This window comes from Paraprevotella clara YIT 11840, assembly GCF_000233955.1.
Taxonomy (GTDB): Bacteria; Bacteroidota; Bacteroidia; order Bacteroidales; family Bacteroidaceae; genus Paraprevotella; species Paraprevotella clara.
In genome coordinates this window covers 20,498-37,267 of sequence record NZ_JH376609.1, presented here as the reverse complement: position 1 = coordinate 37,267, position 16,770 = coordinate 20,498, and the positions used below count along the sequence as shown (strand labels likewise).

The window sequence follows — 16,770 nt, the reverse complement described above, 5'->3', positions numbered from 1 at the left end:
TATAATTCTCTGCAAAAATAAGAATTAAGGGTGGATAATAGGATAAAAAAAAAGGCAAATTCGCAAACATCTGTTAAATATTGACGTGTGTAGTGTAGCGGATAATGTTTTATTCTTACTTTTGTCCATATTGACAATAGACTGATGGGAATCTTATATTTGGTACCTACTCCGGTGGGGAACTTGGAAGATATTACATATCGTGCTTTGCGCATATTGAAGGAAGCCGATTTGATACTGGCGGAGGACACGCGTACGACGGGTATTCTGCTGAAGCATTTTGAGATAAAGAATGCAATGTTGTCTTATCATAAGTTTAATGAGCATCAGACGGTTTCCAGTGTGGTCAGTCGTTTAAATGCCGGAGAGACGGTGGCAGTCGTATCCGATGCCGGCACTCCGGGTATTTCCGATCCCGGTTTTTTGGTGGCGCGTGAAGCCGTAAAGGCCGGTGTGGAAGTGATTTGTCTGCCGGGCGCCACGGCTTTTGTACCGGCTTTGGTCGCTTCGGGGCTTCCTTGCGACCGTTTTTGCTTTGAAGGTTTTCTTCCGGTTAAGAAAGGCCGGGCCACCCGTTTGGCGGCCTTGTCTTCAGAATCCAGGACCCTTGTTTTTTATGAATCGCCTCACCGTTTGGTCAAGACGTTGACGCAGTTCGTTGAAACTTTCGGGCCGGAGCGCCAAGTTGCCGTGTGCCGTGAGATTTCCAAGGTGCATGAGGAAAGCGTGCGGGGAACGTTGGAAGAGGTGTTGGTTCATTTCACAGAAACGGAACCGCGCGGAGAGTTCGTCATCGTGCTGGCCGGATGCGAAGAGAAAGAGAGTAAGAAAAAGAATATGAACGAATAAAAATAGAAACGTATGAAAAAGATTTTTTTATGTGTGATGTGTGCAGCGGCTTTGACCGCATGTAACAACGGGGCGAATAAGAAAGACCAGGCTTTTGCCGAGGAACGGGATTCGCTGATGCAAGTCATCAACGACAAAGATACCGAATTGAATGAAATCATGGGAACGGTGAACGAGATTCAGGAGGGCTTCCGGCGCATTAATGAGGCGGAGGGACGTATCACCGTGAACGACGGGAATATGGAATCGGAAACTTCCAAACAAGCCATTCGGGAGAACATGCAGTACATTCAGGATGCCATGGCGCAAAACCGGGACAAAATCAGTCAGTTGAAAGAGAAGCTTCGTACGAGTACCATCGGGGGGGATAAACTGAAAAAGATGGTGGACGACTTGTCCGCCCAGCTTGAAGCCCAGAAGCAAAGGGTGCAGGAGTTAGAAGCACAATTGGCTGAAAAGGATATTGTGATAGCCCAACAAGGTGAGGCCATTACGTCTTTGAATGAGAACGTGAATACGTTGACGGAAGAAAACAAGGCAAAAAACCAGACCGTGACCGAGCAGGACAAGCAGCTCCATACGGCATGGTATGTATTTGGTACGAAATCGGAATTGAAAGAACAGAAAATCTTGCAGAAAGGTGATGTGCTGAAAGGCAATGATTTCAATAAGGATTATTTTACGAAAGTGGATATCCGTTACGACAAGGAAATCAAGTTGTATTCCAAGAGCGCCAAACTGCTGACCAACCATCCGGCTGGTTCTTATAAGTTGGAGAAAGACAACAAGGGACAATATGTGTTACATATTACCGCGCCCGAAACATTCTGGAGCGTAAGTAAGTATCTGGTTATCCAAGTGAAATAAGGCCGTTTTTTCTGCGGGGGAGGAATGTCCGCGCAGGTATTTTAGGTTTAAATGAATAGAAAAGAGGCTGCGTTTGCGCAGCCTCTTTTGCTTTTTTAAATTCCTCCCCTTTCTATTTGTTTTCCAACGGGGTTTTATGTATTTTTGTCACCGAATAAAGAAAGTTTTTTGAATGAAAGAATTTGTGATTTCCGACGCACAGGCCGAAACGGCGGTCCTGGTCGGTTTGATTACGCAAACGCAGAACGAACGCAAGACGAACGAATATTTGGACGAACTGGAGTTCTTGGCCCATACGGCCGGTGCCGTGACGGTGAAGCGGTTCACGCAGAAAGTGAACGGCCCGAACTCCGTGACGTATGTGGGCAAGGGGAAGTTGGAAGAAATCCGTGCATACATAGAGGCGGAAGAAGAAGCGGAACGAGAAATCGGTATGGTGATTTTCGATGACGAACTTTCTGCCAAGCAATTACGTAATATAGAAAAGGAATTGAAAGTCAAGATACTCGACCGTACGTCGTTGATACTCGACATCTTCGCCATGCGTGCCCAGACGGCGAATGCCAAGACGCAAGTGGAGTTGGCCCAGTACCGTTACATGCTGCCCCGTCTGCAACGCTTGTGGACGCATTTGGAGCGTCAGGGAGGCGGTTCCGGCTCTGGCGGCGGGAAGGGTTCCGTGGGGTTGCGCGGTCCGGGTGAGACACAGTTGGAGATGGACCGCCGTATCATCCTGAACCGGATGTCGCTTCTGAAGCAACGTCTGGCCGAAATCGACCGCCAGAAGACGACGCAGCGGAGCAATCGCGGACGTATGATCCGGGTGGCGTTGGTGGGCTACACCAACGTGGGGAAAAGCACGCTGATGAACCTGCTCTCGAAGAGTGACGTGTTTGCCGAGAACAAGCTGTTCGCTACGTTGGACACGACGGTGCGTAAGGTTATCATCGACAATCTGCCCTTCCTGCTGTCCGATACGGTCGGTTTTATCCGTAAATTGCCGACCGACTTGGTGGATTCTTTCAAAAGCACGTTGGACGAGGTGCGCGAGGCCGACTTGCTGTTGCATGTGGTAGACATCGCCCACCCAGACTTCGAAGACCAGATTCAGGTGGTGGAGAAGACGTTGGGCGACTTGGGATGCAGCGACAAGCCGTGCATGATTGTGTTCAACAAGATAGACGCTTACGACTGGGTGGAAAAAGAGGAAGACGACCTGACGCCGGCCACGAAAGAAAACGTGTCGCTGGACGACCTGATGAAGACATGGATGGCTCGTCGCAACGACAACTGTATTTTCATTTCAGCCCGTGAGAAGACCAATTTGGAGGAATTGAAGAAAGTGTTGTACGACAAAGTACGCGAACTTCACGTGCAGAAATACCCCTACAATGATTTCCTTTTTGAGAAATACGACGAAGAAGGGGCGTAGGGTCGGGAAAAACAGGGTATAGCCAAGCATGAAAACTCCATTTTCGCTTGTCTCTGCGCTCGCCTTTCACTATCTTTGCAAGTACGAAACAAGAAATATCTCAATTTAAAACAAAAACGATTATGGCAAATGCACCTGAGTTCAAGTACGCTCCGATGTTCCAGATGGGTAAGGACGATACTGAATATTATTTGCTGACCAAAGACTATGTGTCGGTCGGCGAGTTTGAAGGGCACCCCGTGTTGAAGGTGGCTCCCGAGGGATTGACGGCGATGGCAAACGCGGCGTTCCGCGATGTGTCGTTCATGTTGCGTCGTTCTCATAATGAACAAGTGGCGAAGATTTTGCACGACCCTGAGGCCAGCGACAATGACAAGTATGTGGCGTTGACGTTCCTGCGCAATGCGGAAGTGGCATGCAAGGGCGTTCTTCCGTTCTGTCAGGATACGGGTACGGCCATCATCCATGGCGAAAAAGGCCAACAGGTGTGGACCGGTTATTGCGACGAAGAGGCTTTGTCGAAAGGTGTTTATAAGACTTATACCGAAGAAAACCTGCGTTATAGCCAGAATGCCCCGTTGAGCATGTACGAAGAGGTGAATACCAAGTGCAACCTCCCGGCACAAATCGACATCGAAGCCACCGAAGGAATGGAGTACCGTTTCTTGTGCGTGACCAAAGGCGGTGGGTCTGCCAATAAGACTTATTTGTATCAGGAGACGAAAGCCATCCTCAATCCGGCTACTTTGGTACCGTTCATGATTGAGAAGATGAAGAGCCTCGGTACGGCTGCTTGTCCTCCTTATCATATCGCATTCGTTATCGGCGGCACATCGGCCGAAAAGAACCTGCTCACCGTGAAGCTGGCTTCTACTCATTATTATGACAACCTGCCGACTACGGGTGATGCCACGGGGCGCGCATTCCGCGACGTGGAACTCGAAAAGCAAGTTTTGGAAGAGGCGCATAAGGTCGGTCTCGGTGCACAGTTCGGCGGCAAGTACCTCGCACACGATGTGCGTATCATCCGTTTGCCACGCCACGGTGCGTCTTGTCCGGTGGGTTTAGGTGTGTCTTGCTCGGCCGACCGTAATATCAAATGTAAAATTGACAAGGACGGTATCTGGATTGAAAAACTCGACAGCAATCCGGGCGAACTGATTCCGGAAGAGTTGCGTCAGGCCGGCGAGGGCGATGTGGTACGTGTGGATTTGAACCGTCCGATGAAAGAGATTCTGGCACAGTTGGATCAGTATCCGGTGGCTACCCGCTTGTCTTTGAACGGTACGATTATCGTAGGCCGCGACATCGCCCATGCCAAGCTGAAAGAGCGTCTCGACCGTGGCGAAGACTTGCCGCAATACATCAAGGACCATCCTATTTATTATGCCGGTCCGGCCAAGACCCCGTCGGGTATGGCTTGCGGTTCCATGGGGCCGACTACGGCCAACCGTATGGACCCGTATGTAGACTTGTTCCAGAGCCACGGCGGTTCCATGATCATGTTGGCTAAGGGAAACCGCAGTCAGGTAGTGACCGATGCCTGCAAGAAGCACGGCGGCTTCTACCTCGGTTCTATTGGTGGTCCGGCGGCCATCCTTGCGCAGAACAACATCAAGAGCATCGAGTGCGTGGAATACCCTGAGTTGGGGATGGAAGCCATCTGGAAAATTGAAGTGGAAGACTTCCCTGCATTTATCCTGGTGGACAACAAAGGCAACGATTTCTTCAAGCAAATCAAACCTTGGAACGTCTGTAAGAAATAATCTTTCATACAGATAAAAGAATAACGGTGGCGTTTTTATGGTATATAGGTTTATAGTGTCACCGTTTTTTGCCGCTGCGGAGAAGTGATTCTGTGCAGCGGTTTTTTTAATCTTCAAAAACAGAAAGAAACATGAGAAACAAATGGTGGGCATGGGGTTGTGCGGTCTGGATGGCATGCGCCCCGCTTGCAGCGCAAAATCTTCAAAAGGGAGATTACGGTTATTTATACTGTCACATGAGCGGCCGTGGAGAATGGACGGCATACGCCTTGAGTCGGGACGGCTTGCATTACGAAGACCTGTTAGGAGGTGATCCCGTGTACGATGTAGAGAAGCTTTCCCCCATAGAGGGAGGGGCGCGCGATGCTTATATTTGCAGGACGTACGACGGCAAAGGGTACGTGATGGTGACGACGGATATGAGCAACCGTAAAAGCCGTTCCTGGTTCAACCATGGCATAGACCTGCTTCGCAGTGATGACTTGATACACTGGGAATCCGTGGCTTTCGATTTTCGTAAGGGCCCCTCCGTCTTTTCCGATCCGGATTCTCCGGATGTGTATCGTGACTATACCGGGATAAAACGGGTTTGGGCTCCGCAGATTTTTTGGGATCCTGCCTACGTATGGCCGGACGGGACGAAAGGCGGATATATGATTTACTATTCTTTGTGGAACCCAGAGGAAGAAAAGTATGACCGCATGTATTATTCTTATGCCGACCATTCGTTTACGACACTGACCAAGCCCCGCTTGATGTTCGACTGGGGCTATGCTACGATTGACGCGGACATCAACTATATCCCGGCCGACGGCAAGTATCACATGCTGATTAAAAAGGAAGGCGGAACGCCGGGAATCTTTGCTGCCGTGGCCGACAAACTGACGGGACCTTACCGGATTAAGAGCGAAACGGACTATGTGCGTTTCGAGGGCAATCGGAAATGCGAAGGATGCTCGGCTTTCCAACTGATAGGAGACAGCACTTGGCGGGTGGCCTATATCCAATATTCCACGAAACCCCGGCAGTATCGTATCTGTCAGGCCGACGAACGTATGCAGAATTTCCATTCCCCTGTCACCATAGAAGGGGTGGAGGCACCGCAGCATGGTTCTTTCATGCGGTTGACCAAAAAGGAATACAAACGCCTGCAGAAATGGTCGGATCGCGAGATGAAGCGGCGGGGACAAGAAGCTAAGTAGCGGGAGGAGGTTTTTTCCTTATTCTTATATTGGAGAGTGTAGCAGATAGCTTGAACGTATATTTGTTACGCTCTGTTTTTTCACGGTATTATCGGATGAGATTTGAGAAAATGCCCAATAATGCCTGCTATGTTGTCAATACTGTGATTTAATATATTTTGTGCTATATTATGGATGTTTGAATGCGTAATAAACATCACTGAAACGTATTTAATTATAAGAGTAATATTGTCTTCTTGCCAGAGGTGGCGTATAGTCAAGGGTGGAGAAGTGGATAATTGGATAATTTACATGGAAGATATTAATAAGATTAAAATGAAACTAATGAAAAAAGTAAAAGTGTTGGTGCTCATGTTTGGGGGCGTATCGGCATTATGGGCTGAGAGTGAACCGAAAATGGAGCTGTTTTCTCCCGATGGGTCTCATTATGTTTCTTTTGAGGTACGTCGAACGGCTTCGGGGACGAATGAATTGTGTTATCGTGTGGATTATCGGGGAGCTCCTGTGATAGAAACGTCTCGTGCAGGACTTGATATGGACAATCGTGTCTGGGAAATGTCACTTGGAGTGCGTGATTTAGAACAGCCTGGATGTTGGATGGATAATATGGACGTTGATTCTGTGACATATCATCCTCTTCACGATGAAATCTGGAATCCACTGTACGGAGAGCGTAGCGTGGTACGTGACCATTATAGATCGGCCACGATGTACCTTTCCAAAAAGGATGGTTCGGATTACCGACTGAATATGGAGGTACGGGCATACGATGAAGGTATTGCTTTCCGTTACTTTCTTCCGGAACATCCCAAAGCTATTTTTCATAAGGTAACGGCAGATTTAACGGAATATACTTTTCCTTCATTCTCTATGGCCTGGACTGAGCAATGGGCGCAAGCTAAGTTTGAATATCTGCCCATAAGCAGCATCAAACATTCGGTGGAACGGGCTTTGACCGTGGAATTGCCGGGAGGAAAGTGGGTAGCTTTGGTTGATGCGGATGTGGATGATTGGTGTCTGACTAAATTTGTGGCTTCGGAAAAGAAGGCTAATACGTTGGTTTCTGTCATGTATAGTCCTGTGGATGTGGTGACCTATTGTGCCACACCGTGGAAAGTCATCATGGCGGCTGACCGTCCGGGAGATTTGTTGGAACATAATGATATCATACAGAATTTGAATCCTGCATGTCAGATTGTCGATGCGGCGCAATGGGTGAAGCCGGGAAAGATCATGCGTGAAGTGACAATGACTACGGAAGGAGCCATAGAAACAGTGGATTTTTGCGCCAATCATCACATACCCTATATGCTTTTCGATTGGAAATGGTATATGCCTTGTGGATCGCATGACGGAGATGCCACAAAGGTCGTGAAGACATTGGATATGCCGCGTATCGTTGAGTATGCGAAAGGAAAAGGAGTAGGAGTCTGGTTGTATGTCAACCAGCATGCATTGATGAAACAAGCGCGTGAATTATTTCCTATCTTGCATGAATGGGGGATAGTAGGGGTAAAGTCGGGTTTTGTACAGTATGCAAGTCACCGATGGGCTACATGGTTGCATGATTTGGTACGTTTGGCTGCGGAGAACCATCTTTTGATGAACATCCACGATGAGTTCCGGCCTTCTGGTTTCAGTCGTACCTATCCTAATTTACTGACACAGGAGGGTATTTTAGGAAACGAGGAGTTTCCGGATGCAACGCACAACACCATTCTGCCTTTTACGCGTATGATAAACGGGGCGGCAGACTACACCATCTGTTATTATGACGAGCGTTTGAAGAATACACATGCCCATCAGTTGGCAGCTTCGCTGGTATTTTACAGTCCGTTGCAGACCCTTTTCTGGTACGATAAACCTTCGGCTTATCAAGGAGAACCGGAAATAGAATGGTTTGAGAACCTGCCTACGATATTTGATGATTCCAAGGTACTTTCCGGACATCCGGGTAAGGGGATAGTCATGGCCCGGCGTAAGGAGAAGGAATGGTTTGTAGGGCTTTTGACCAATAATGACGGGGCGGAGGAAGATGTTCCCCTTTCTTTCTTGGAAGAGGGGAAGACATATCTGGCTCAAATATATACGGATGGCGGAGAAGAGGTAAAAACCCGGACCCATGTAAAATGCGTATACAAACGGGTCAATGCTTCGCAGGTATTGAAATTCCGTTTGAGACCCCGTGGAGGTGCGGCCATACATTTGCGGGAAATTAATCGGGAGGAGACGCGGCAATACAAAAAGTATAAGGGAGAAGCGTTATAACGGGTGTATCGTCATAAATAGTGTTAAAACGCAGACGGGCTTACGCGTATATGCCGCTTCGTTCGTATACAATCATATAAGGGTAAATGGTAATGTAATATATGGAAGCCATGATAAACAAGTTGGGAATAATGAAGAAGGGGAAAGTATGGAGGAAAGTGGCATTTGCTTTAGGGATGCTCGTCTTTTTGCAAGGCCAGGCACAGAAAAGGACTTTTGTCCATCCGGGTATCACTTACACACAGGCAGACCTGGATAGGATGAAAGCGATGGTAGAGGCCCGGCAGGAGCCGTTTTATACCACGTTTCAGCACATGTTGAAAGACGGCTACTCACAAATCGGTGATGGTAATTATGCAGATATCACACAAATTAAAGAGGGCAAATTCAATGGAACCATTGGAGCCGACGGACGCCGGGCACATGATATGGCATTGCTTTACCATATTACGGGTAACAAGGCTTATGCAGATGATGCCGTGAAAAGGTTGAACCGGTATAATCGTTTGGTGAATGCCAGTAGCCGTGGGACGGCACCTCTCGACAACGGCAAGATATACATGTTGATAGAGGCGGCCGAGTTGTTGCGTGCTTATGAAGGATGGCGTCCGGAAGATCAAGAAGCCTTCAAGAAAATGCTGGTTTATCCGTTTTACAGTACTAAAGTCTCGGCAGATTCCTATAAGTCATCGGATGACAATAAGAATGGAGTGTCTTTTTATTGGAATATTTATAAGTTCGACCCGGGACGTTTCGGCAATCAAGGATTGTTCGCAGCCCGTGGCTTGATGGCTATGGGGATTTATTTGGATAATGATACGATGTATGACAGAGGTTATCGTTATCTGGCTTGCTTGCCCGGACGTAAGGACGATTTGCCTTATCAGGCCGGATCTCCGGTACAGGGTAGTCTGATTAGCGAGGATGAGTTTAAACGGGATTATAATGTGACATGGCCCGCCTCCGGAGAAGAATACCATTCCGATGAGGCACTGCGTTATTATATTTATCGTAACGGACAGTGTCAGGAGTCTTGTCGTGACCAAGGGCATACGATGGGAGGTATCGGGAATTATACTGCAATCGCGGAAATGGCCTGGAATCAAGGTGACTCTTTATATGGTTGGTTGGATAACAGGATTCTAAAAGGAATTGAATTCAACATCCGATACAACCTTTCGGGGATAATGTCTTTTCCCGACCAAATGCAACCATGGAAACCTACGGCTTACACGGCCAATGAGGAGGAGTGCACTTTTGAGAACGGTAAATTCTACCAAGCAGTAAGCCGTTCCAAGCGTTGGGAAGCCAAAAGCATGGCATCTGCCGATCGGGGTAAAGTGTTTGGACCGGGTGGATGGAAGACGCAAGCGTTGGAACATTACCGGGTTAGGGCAGGAGTGCCTGAAAGCGATTATGTTTGGCTACAGCGGGCTTATGACAAGATGATGGCGGATTATGGGCATGAAAACTGGGGCGTAGCACCTAATTGGTATTATGAATGGGCCGGTTGGGGGACGTTGACGAAGAAACGTACGGATTGGATGGTCGGCGACGCCGGGACATGGAAGGACGGAGTTCGGGTGTCGGGGATGCCTACGATTCCGTGTGTGATAAAAGCTGTCGACTATGATTTTTATACAGGAGATGGAGAGATGCACACGTATCATAATGTCGGAAAGGAGCGGTCGTCGGTTTACCGGACGGATGGCACGGTAGAAATAGGAAAAGAGGGGGACGAGGTTTATGTGACGGACATGGAACACGGAGAATGGATGAGTTATACCATGGTATTCCCGGCACCGGATGACAATATGGACGCAAATGTGGAAAAACGGTATAATGTGTACGCCACTTACCGGAGTTCGTCAGCCGGAACAAAACTGTTTGTAGCCGTTGACGGAGGAGAAAAAAAGGGAAAGGAACTACAGCCTTCCAATGGTTGGACGGAAAAGTTGTTGGGAACCGTGACCGTCAGGTGTGGGGCTGCCGTATTAAGAGTGTATATGCAAGGAAAGGGGCATACATTAGATTTAAAAGAACTTCGTATTGTGCCTTTGGAGAAGTCAGAACTGAAACTGGTGGATATAAATGAGAAGGCTGTGGCAGTGAATGTATATGATGCGAATGGGAATGACAAGACCAATGAATCGGAGGCGGCTTTGATAGCGGCCTCCGATGGTATTAAGGATACACCAATAGGACTGAGGCACCAGTATTTTTTGGTGTACGATTTCGGGGAGGGCGGTTTGGAGATAAACCGGCTTTCTTGTTATAATGACGGTGTGACGCAAGATACGAGAGAACAAATGAAGGTTTTAGGTAATACCGCTGAAGGGGGATTCAAAGGAGAATGGAACCAATCGGAGGCGAAGGATGTCTTGCGTACTAATGGAAACATTTATGACGGGATTCCCGTTTTAGAGAATACCTGGCTGACCGAGGACGGTGCGGAAGGTTGCTATACCGTAGGGCCTGTGGGAAAGTACAGGTACCTGGCTGTATATAATTGGTCGGCTGCTTGCAATATATCCGAAATAGAAATCTGGTCTAATGTAAATACGGTGATGGAGGAAGAAGACAAAGAAGCATCGGCCGAATGGGAAGATGATGAGGAAGATGGAATTACCGGAACGGTTTTATCCCCGAACCTGTCAGTGTCGGCCCATCCTGCGGAACATTGCATTTGTATTTATGCTCCTGAAGAGGCAAGATTTAGAGTGATAGGTATGGATGGCCGGGTTGTTGAAAGTGGCTGCGTACGGGATGGTATCCACTATTGTAATAAACTGCCAGTCGGATTATACTTGGTTCGTGTTGAAATACAAGGAAAGGTTTATGTGCGGAAGGTTATGCTGCATTAAGGTTAATACTGAAGTGAGATTGTATTAAAAGGAATGCCATGAAAAGAATATACACCGCAATCCGCCAAATCGTTTGGCGGAGATTGAAAATTCATTCTCAGCCAAACGAAAAAAAGTTCTCCTGAGATTGATTTTCCAATCTCAGGAGATTTTTTTAGCCATCATAACGTCTTGAAAATGTGAGCGGTGTATTTCGGAGTGTTGTTATGTGATTTCCTTACTTTTGGCCTGCCCGGGCGAGCCTGCCGTTTGAACGTGGGTAAAGAATAAACCTCTTTCCTCCTTTTTAGGGGAGAAGAAAGAGGTTTATGGGGTGATCGGGAAAATGATGCCCGGTTTACTTCAGAATATCTTTCATTCCGTCTTTCGTCAGATTGCCGATGTTCTCACGCATGGCTGTGTCGCCTTTCAGATTTTCCAGTTTGTAGTAGTCCATGAAACCCATGTGACCGTCGCGCAAGGCTTGTGCCAAAGCTTTGGGCACTTCGGCTTCGGCCTGAATGACTTCGGCACGTGCTTCCTGCGCCTTGGCTTTCATTTCCTGTTCGGCGGCGATAGCCATGGCACGGCGTTCCTCGGCCTTGGCCTGTGCGATGTTTTTGTCGGCGTTGGCTTGGTCGATTTGCAGGGTGGCACCGATGTTTTTACCTACGTCGATGTCGGCAATGTCGATGGACAGGATTTCAAAAGCCGTACCGGCATCCAGACCCTTTTTGAGTACCAATTTGGAGATAGAGTCCGGATTTTCCAGAACTTGCTCGTGGTTTTCGGCTGATCCGATGGAAGAAACGATACCTTCGCCTACACGGGCCAGGATGGTGTCCTCGCCTGCACCTCCCACAAGCTGGTGGATGTTGGCGCGTACGGTGACACGGGCCTTCGCTATCAACTGGATACCGTTTTTGGCTACGGCGGCTACGGGTGGCGTGTCGATTACCTTCGGATTGACGGAAGTCTGCACGGCCTCGAACACGTCGCGGCCGGCCAGGTCTATGGCCGTGGCCTTTTCAAAAGGTAGGTCGATGTTGGCTTTCGATGCCGAAACCAAGGCATGTACCACGCGTTGCACATGTCCGCCCGTCATGTAGTGGGCTTCCAGATTGTCGCGGGTGATGTTCTTCAGGCCGGCCTTATGGGCTTCGATGAGGCTTGGCACGATGACGCCGGGCGGCACGTTACGGATGCGCATCAGGAATAGCTGGATGAGCGAAATGTGTACGCCGGAGACTTTGGCGGAAAGCCAAAGGAAGAACGGTACGAAATGGAAAAATATCGCCAGGATAACGATGGCGACAATGGCAATGAATACCGGAAAAACAACTGGATCTAATAACATGATATCAGAAAATTAAAGGGTGAATAATATGTTTATTTCTTTTTGACTGTGATTTGGGCTTCCTCTACGCGAACTACTATTACGGGAGTACCTTCGTCCAGAAAACCGTCGGCAGATTTGACTTCCACTAACCGGCCTCCGATGTCTGCATTGCCGATGAGGGCCAGGCGGGTGACGGCTACTCCTTCGTCGCCGGGTTGTATGGAAAGTTGGTCCTGTGTGGCGGCGGTAGAGTCGATGGATTTGTGCAACGAATATTTTTCCAGTGTCTTGGAGCGTAGCATCCAATAGCCTACGAGGATGCAGGCCACGAGCGACGCGGCGGATAACCAAAGTCCTGTGGTAAGCCCGAACCAGACGAAGGTGAAGTAATTGGCACCCACCAGACAACAGATTGCGGCGATGCCGGCCACGCCTGTGCCCGGCAGGATGAACAGTTCTGCGGCCAACAGAAGGGTGCAGAACAGAAACAGGATGATGATGGTAATGATTTCCATGGAGAGTAGTTGAAATGTTAATAACCTTGCCGGTATTTGCTTTCATGCCGGTCTTCCAGCATGTTCAGGTAAGAGGCATAGCGGCTTTCGCTGATGAGATGTTCCTCTACGGCGCGGCGCACGGCGCAACCCGGTTCATGGGTGTGCGTGCAGTTGTTGTATTTGCAGTCTGCCGAAATCCGGAAAATTTCGCGGAAGTAGTGTGCCATTTCTTCTTTTTCGAAGTCGAACGTGCCGAATCCTTTGATGCCCGGGGTGTCGATGACATAACCGCCGCCGGGCAGACTGAACATTTCGCTGAATGTCGTGGTGTGCATGCCCGTGTCGTGTGCGGCGGATATTTCTGCCGTCCGTACGTTCAAGTCGGGTATCAACGTGTTCAGCAAAGTGGACTTTCCTACGCCGGAATGGCCCGAGAGCAAAGTGGTCCGGCCTTTCAGGCTGTCGCGCAGCGCGTCGATACCGAGGGACTGCAATGCAGAACAGGCATGGCAGGGATAACCGATGGTGGTGTACAGGTGCATCATGCCTTCCATGTAGCGGAGGTCGTCGGCATCGTAACAGTCGGTCTTGTTGAAAACGAGCGATACCGGGACGCGGTACGCTTCGGCCGAAGCCAGGAAACGGTCGATGAAGGTGGTGGAAGTCTCCGGATGGCTGACGGTCACGATTAAAAAAGCCTGGTCTACGTTGGCTGCGATGATGTGGCTTTGTTTGGACAGGTTGGAAGCTTTCCGAATGATGTAGTTCTTACGGTCTTCTATCTCTGTGATGAAAGCCGTCCCCTCCGCATTAACGGTAATCTGCACAAAATCGCCTACGGCCACCGGGTTGGTGCTGCGTATGCCTTTCAGGCGGAAGTTACCTTTGATTTTAGAATCGACAAACTGGCCGTCGTCCGTGCGGACGACGTACCAGCTTCCTGTATTACGGATGACGAGCCCTCGCATCAGACGGTCATGATTTCTTTGTCTTTGGCCGCGTACAAGTCATCGATTTGTTTGATATACTTGTCGTGCACCTTTTGCAGTTTGGCTTCCGAGTTCTTTTGTTCGTCTTCGGCCATACCGTCTTTCACGGCTTTTTTCAGGGCGTCGATGGCGTCGCGGCGTGCATTGCGTACGCTGACCTTTGCCGTTTCGCATTCGGCCTTACATTGTTTGGCCAGTTGTTTGCGGCGTTCCTCGGTCAAGGGCGGGATACCGATACGGATAATTTCACCGTTGTTTTCCGGCATGATGCCCAATTCGGAATCTATAATCGCTTTTTCAATGACGCGGAACATGTTTTTGTCCCACGGCTTGATGGCGATGCTGCGGGCATCGGGCGTGTTGACGGCTGCCACATTATTGATAGGTACCATGGAACCGTAGGAATCCACACGGATGCCGTCGAGCAAACGGATGTCAGCCTTTCCCGCACGGATGTGCGCCAAGGCTTCGTCCAGATACATTACCGCCATGTCCATTTTCTCCTGCGCTTCGTCAAGGATAGTCTTTGAATCTGCCATAATCTGTTCTTTTGTTAAGATGATATATTGATACTATGATACTTTAAAAAACAAAAGTAGCGGATTTTTTATTCATCTGCAATAAAACGGAGGAGGAATTATCGGAAAGTCTTCTGGCACGGTACTCGTTTTCATCTTATTTGCTCTTTTTCTTTTAAAAACCTATCTTTGTAGTTTCATTCTAAAAAGAGAGGGATATGCTGAAGAGTTATTTGGTATTGTTGATGGCTATTGTTTTTGAAACAGTGGCGACTTCTTTTCTGAAACAAAGCGAGCAGTTCACGAAGTTTTGGCCTTCGGTGGTGACGGTAGCCGGGTATGCGGCGGCTTTTTATTGTCTTAGTTTGGTGCTGAAACACATTCCGGTGGGCATTGCATACGCCATTTGGTCGGGCGTGGGAATCGTGCTGATAGCCGTCATCGGTTTCACGGTGTTCAAACAGCATCTTGACTGGCCGGCCGTGTTGGGGCTGGCTTTGATTATTGCCGGCGTGGTGGTGATTAACGTGTTCTCGGATTCTGTATCCCACTGATTGCCGTTATTGGAATATAAAATGCCCGTCATGTGTGCGACATGACGGGCATTGCGTTTTATTTGTCGGTCGTTCCGAGGCGGATATGGAATCAGTTGTGTACCAAAGTCCCGATGTTTTCTCCTTCCATTACTTTTTTCAGGTTGCCGTACACGTCCATGTTGAAAACGTAGATGGGCAGATGGTTTTCCTTGCACATCGTAGTTGCGGTGAGGTCCATTACTTTCAGGCCTTTGTGGTAGATTTCATCGTATGTGATTTCACTGAACTTCGTGGCCGTGGGGTCTTTTTCCGGGTCGGCCGTGTACACGCCGTCCACACGCGTCCCTTTAAGCATCACGTCGGCTTCGATTTCAATGCCGCGCAACGAGGAACCCGTGTCGGTCGTGAAATAAGGGTTGCCCGTACCGGCGCTCATGATAACCACTTCTCCGGCTTCCATGCACTCGATGGCTTTCCATTTGCTGTAAAACTCGCCGATAGGCTCCATGCGGATGGCGGTCAGCACGCGGCTTTTTACACCGATGGCTCCCAGAGCGCTGCTCAGTCCGAGCGAATTGATGACCGTGGCGCACATGCCCATTTGGTCGCCTTTGACACGGTCGAATCCCTTTCCTGCACCACTCAGGCCGCGGAATATGTTGCCGCCGCCGATGACGATGCCGATTTGCACGCCCATGTCGTGCACTTCTTTGATTTGTTCCGCATATTCGGCCAGACGCTTTTCGTCGATGCCGTAACGTTGTTCTCCCATGAGGCTCTCGCCGCTCAGTTTGAGGAGTATTCTTTTGAATTTAGCCATAATAAAGTATTTTGGTGGGTTAAAGTACGAATGGGGCGGACAGGGCTGTGTCCGACGGTATCAGGTGGCTTACTTCCTTGAAGGCATATCTTCGTGTAACGCCGTCCCTGTCTGCCAGGACCAGATGCCCGGTGGGTTCCACGTCGTGGATTTCAGCTTCGAAAACGCCGTCCGCGTCTTGGTAAAGATGAAAACCGTTGTGCCGGTAAAGCCGTTCCCGGTAGTTACGGACGATGTCCTCCGTTTGGCCTTGTTGGATTTTCCGATAATAGTCCTTGAAGCGTTTGATGGTGTCGGCTAAGATGAATACCGGTTCTTGTTCTTTTCCCGTGATTTGCCGGAGCGAGACCGGATTGGGGGCATCGCTACAGAACGTTTGTTGGTTTATATTGATGCCGGCTCCTATGATGCAATTCTCGATACATCGTCCTACCAAGGTGTTTTCGATGAGCATGCCGCAGATTTTCCGGTCCTTCCAGTAGATGTCGTTCGGCCATTTGATGCGGATGTCTTCGGCGTAGTCGGACAACGTTTCGCAGATAGACAGTGCCACGGCCTGGGACAGGATGAACTGTCGGTTGGCTTCCACTTCGCGGGGATGGAAGAGCAGGCCGAACAAAAGATTCTTACCGGCTTCCGACTCCCAAGAGTTGCCGGCTTGTCCGCGTCCGGCAGTCTGGAAGTCTGCCGTGACCAGAATCATGTCTTTCGGAGACACAGGACGATAGTGTTTCAGGAAATCGATGGTGGAGTCTGTCGAGTGGAGTCGTATCCATTCAAACCATGGCGAATCGTCCAATATGTAAAGTGAATGCGTCATATTCAAAATATTCTAATCGTGTTG

General features: G+C 49.0%; 14 protein-coding genes. 8 read left to right on the top strand and 6 right to left on the bottom strand.

Annotated elements, in window-relative coordinates; translation table 11 throughout:
- The first annotated feature begins 144 nt into the window (after nt 1-144).
- The 7 genes from rsmI to HMPREF9441_RS11365 all read left to right on the top strand — a co-directional run bounded on the left by rsmI (nt 145) and on the right by HMPREF9441_RS11365 (nt 11,248).
- Nucleotides 145-849, top strand: coding sequence for a 16S rRNA (cytidine(1402)-2'-O)-methyltransferase (gene rsmI / locus HMPREF9441_RS11395; protein ID WP_008621276.1), 705 nt, complete (start codon nt 145-147; stop codon nt 847-849).
- 12 nt (nt 850-861) lie between these two features.
- Nucleotides 862-1,716, top strand: a complete 855-nt coding sequence (locus tag HMPREF9441_RS11390; protein ID WP_008621275.1) for a Cbp1 family collagen-binding glycoprotein adhesin — start codon at nt 862-864, stop codon at nt 1,714-1,716.
- Between the two features lie 172 nt (nt 1,717-1,888).
- Nucleotides 1,889-3,148: a GTPase HflX gene (gene hflX / locus HMPREF9441_RS11385; protein ID WP_008621269.1), complete on the top strand. Its 1,260-nt coding sequence runs from the start codon at nt 1,889-1,891 to the stop codon at nt 3,146-3,148.
- A gap of 122 nt (nt 3,149-3,270) precedes the next feature.
- Nucleotides 3,271-4,914 carry a fumarate hydratase gene (locus HMPREF9441_RS11380; protein WP_008621267.1) on the top strand — a complete coding sequence of 548 codons (1,644 nt, stop codon included), beginning with the start codon at nt 3,271-3,273 and terminating at the stop codon, nt 4,912-4,914.
- A 131-nt stretch (nt 4,915-5,045) separates the two neighbouring features.
- Nucleotides 5,046-6,116: a glycoside hydrolase family 43 protein gene (locus HMPREF9441_RS11375; protein WP_008621265.1), complete on the top strand. Its 1,071-nt coding sequence runs from the start codon at nt 5,046-5,048 to the stop codon at nt 6,114-6,116.
- 324 nt (nt 6,117-6,440) lie between these two features.
- Nucleotides 6,441-8,384 (top strand): glycoside hydrolase family 97 protein, encoded by a 1,944-nt coding sequence (locus HMPREF9441_RS11370; protein WP_039865247.1) that lies wholly within the window; start codon nt 6,441-6,443, stop codon nt 8,382-8,384.
- A 101-nt stretch (nt 8,385-8,485) separates the two neighbouring features.
- Nucleotides 8,486-11,248, top strand: a complete 2,763-nt coding sequence (locus tag HMPREF9441_RS11365; protein WP_008621262.1) for an alginate lyase family protein — start codon at nt 8,486-8,488, stop codon at nt 11,246-11,248.
- A gap of 337 nt (nt 11,249-11,585) precedes the next feature.
- Here HMPREF9441_RS11365 and floA read toward each other — a convergent pair whose 3' ends face one another.
- Genes floA through frr form a run of 4 tightly spaced genes read right to left on the bottom strand, consistent with a single transcriptional unit; the run spans nt 11,586 to nt 14,591 of the window.
- Nucleotides 11,586-12,584 (bottom strand): flotillin-like protein FloA, encoded by a 999-nt coding sequence (floA, locus tag HMPREF9441_RS11360; RefSeq protein ID WP_008621260.1) that lies wholly within the window; start codon nt 12,582-12,584, stop codon nt 11,586-11,588.
- Between the two features lie 32 nt (nt 12,585-12,616).
- Nucleotides 12,617-13,081, bottom strand: coding sequence for an NfeD family protein (locus HMPREF9441_RS11355; protein ID WP_008621258.1), 465 nt, complete (start codon nt 13,079-13,081; stop codon nt 12,617-12,619).
- A 17-nt stretch (nt 13,082-13,098) separates the two neighbouring features.
- Nucleotides 13,099-14,031 (bottom strand): ribosome small subunit-dependent GTPase A, encoded by a 933-nt coding sequence (gene rsgA, locus HMPREF9441_RS11350; RefSeq protein WP_008621256.1) that lies wholly within the window; start codon nt 14,029-14,031, stop codon nt 13,099-13,101.
- On the bottom strand, nt 14,031-14,591 hold the full coding sequence (gene frr / locus HMPREF9441_RS11345) for a ribosome recycling factor (RefSeq protein ID WP_008621254.1): 561 nt from the start codon (nt 14,589-14,591) through the stop codon (nt 14,031-14,033). Before frr ends, rsgA begins: the two co-directional genes overlap by 1 nt.
- 200 nt (nt 14,592-14,791) lie before the next feature.
- On the opposite strand from frr, the gene HMPREF9441_RS11340 reads away from it, so the two are divergent.
- Nucleotides 14,792-15,124, top strand: a complete 333-nt coding sequence (locus HMPREF9441_RS11340; protein WP_172634948.1) for a DMT family transporter — start codon at nt 14,792-14,794, stop codon at nt 15,122-15,124.
- A gap of 91 nt (nt 15,125-15,215) precedes the next feature.
- On the opposite strand, the gene pyrH is transcribed toward HMPREF9441_RS11340, so the two are convergent.
- A complete protein-coding gene (gene pyrH / locus HMPREF9441_RS11335; protein WP_008621251.1) occupies nt 15,216-15,926 on the bottom strand; it encodes a UMP kinase in 711 nt (236 codons plus the stop codon).
- A 19-nt stretch (nt 15,927-15,945) separates the two neighbouring features.
- Nucleotides 15,946-16,746 carry a biotin--[acetyl-CoA-carboxylase] ligase gene (locus tag HMPREF9441_RS11330; RefSeq protein WP_008621250.1) on the bottom strand — a complete coding sequence of 267 codons (801 nt, stop codon included), beginning with the start codon at nt 16,744-16,746 and terminating at the stop codon, nt 15,946-15,948.
- Nucleotides 16,747-16,770 lie beyond the last annotated feature (24 nt).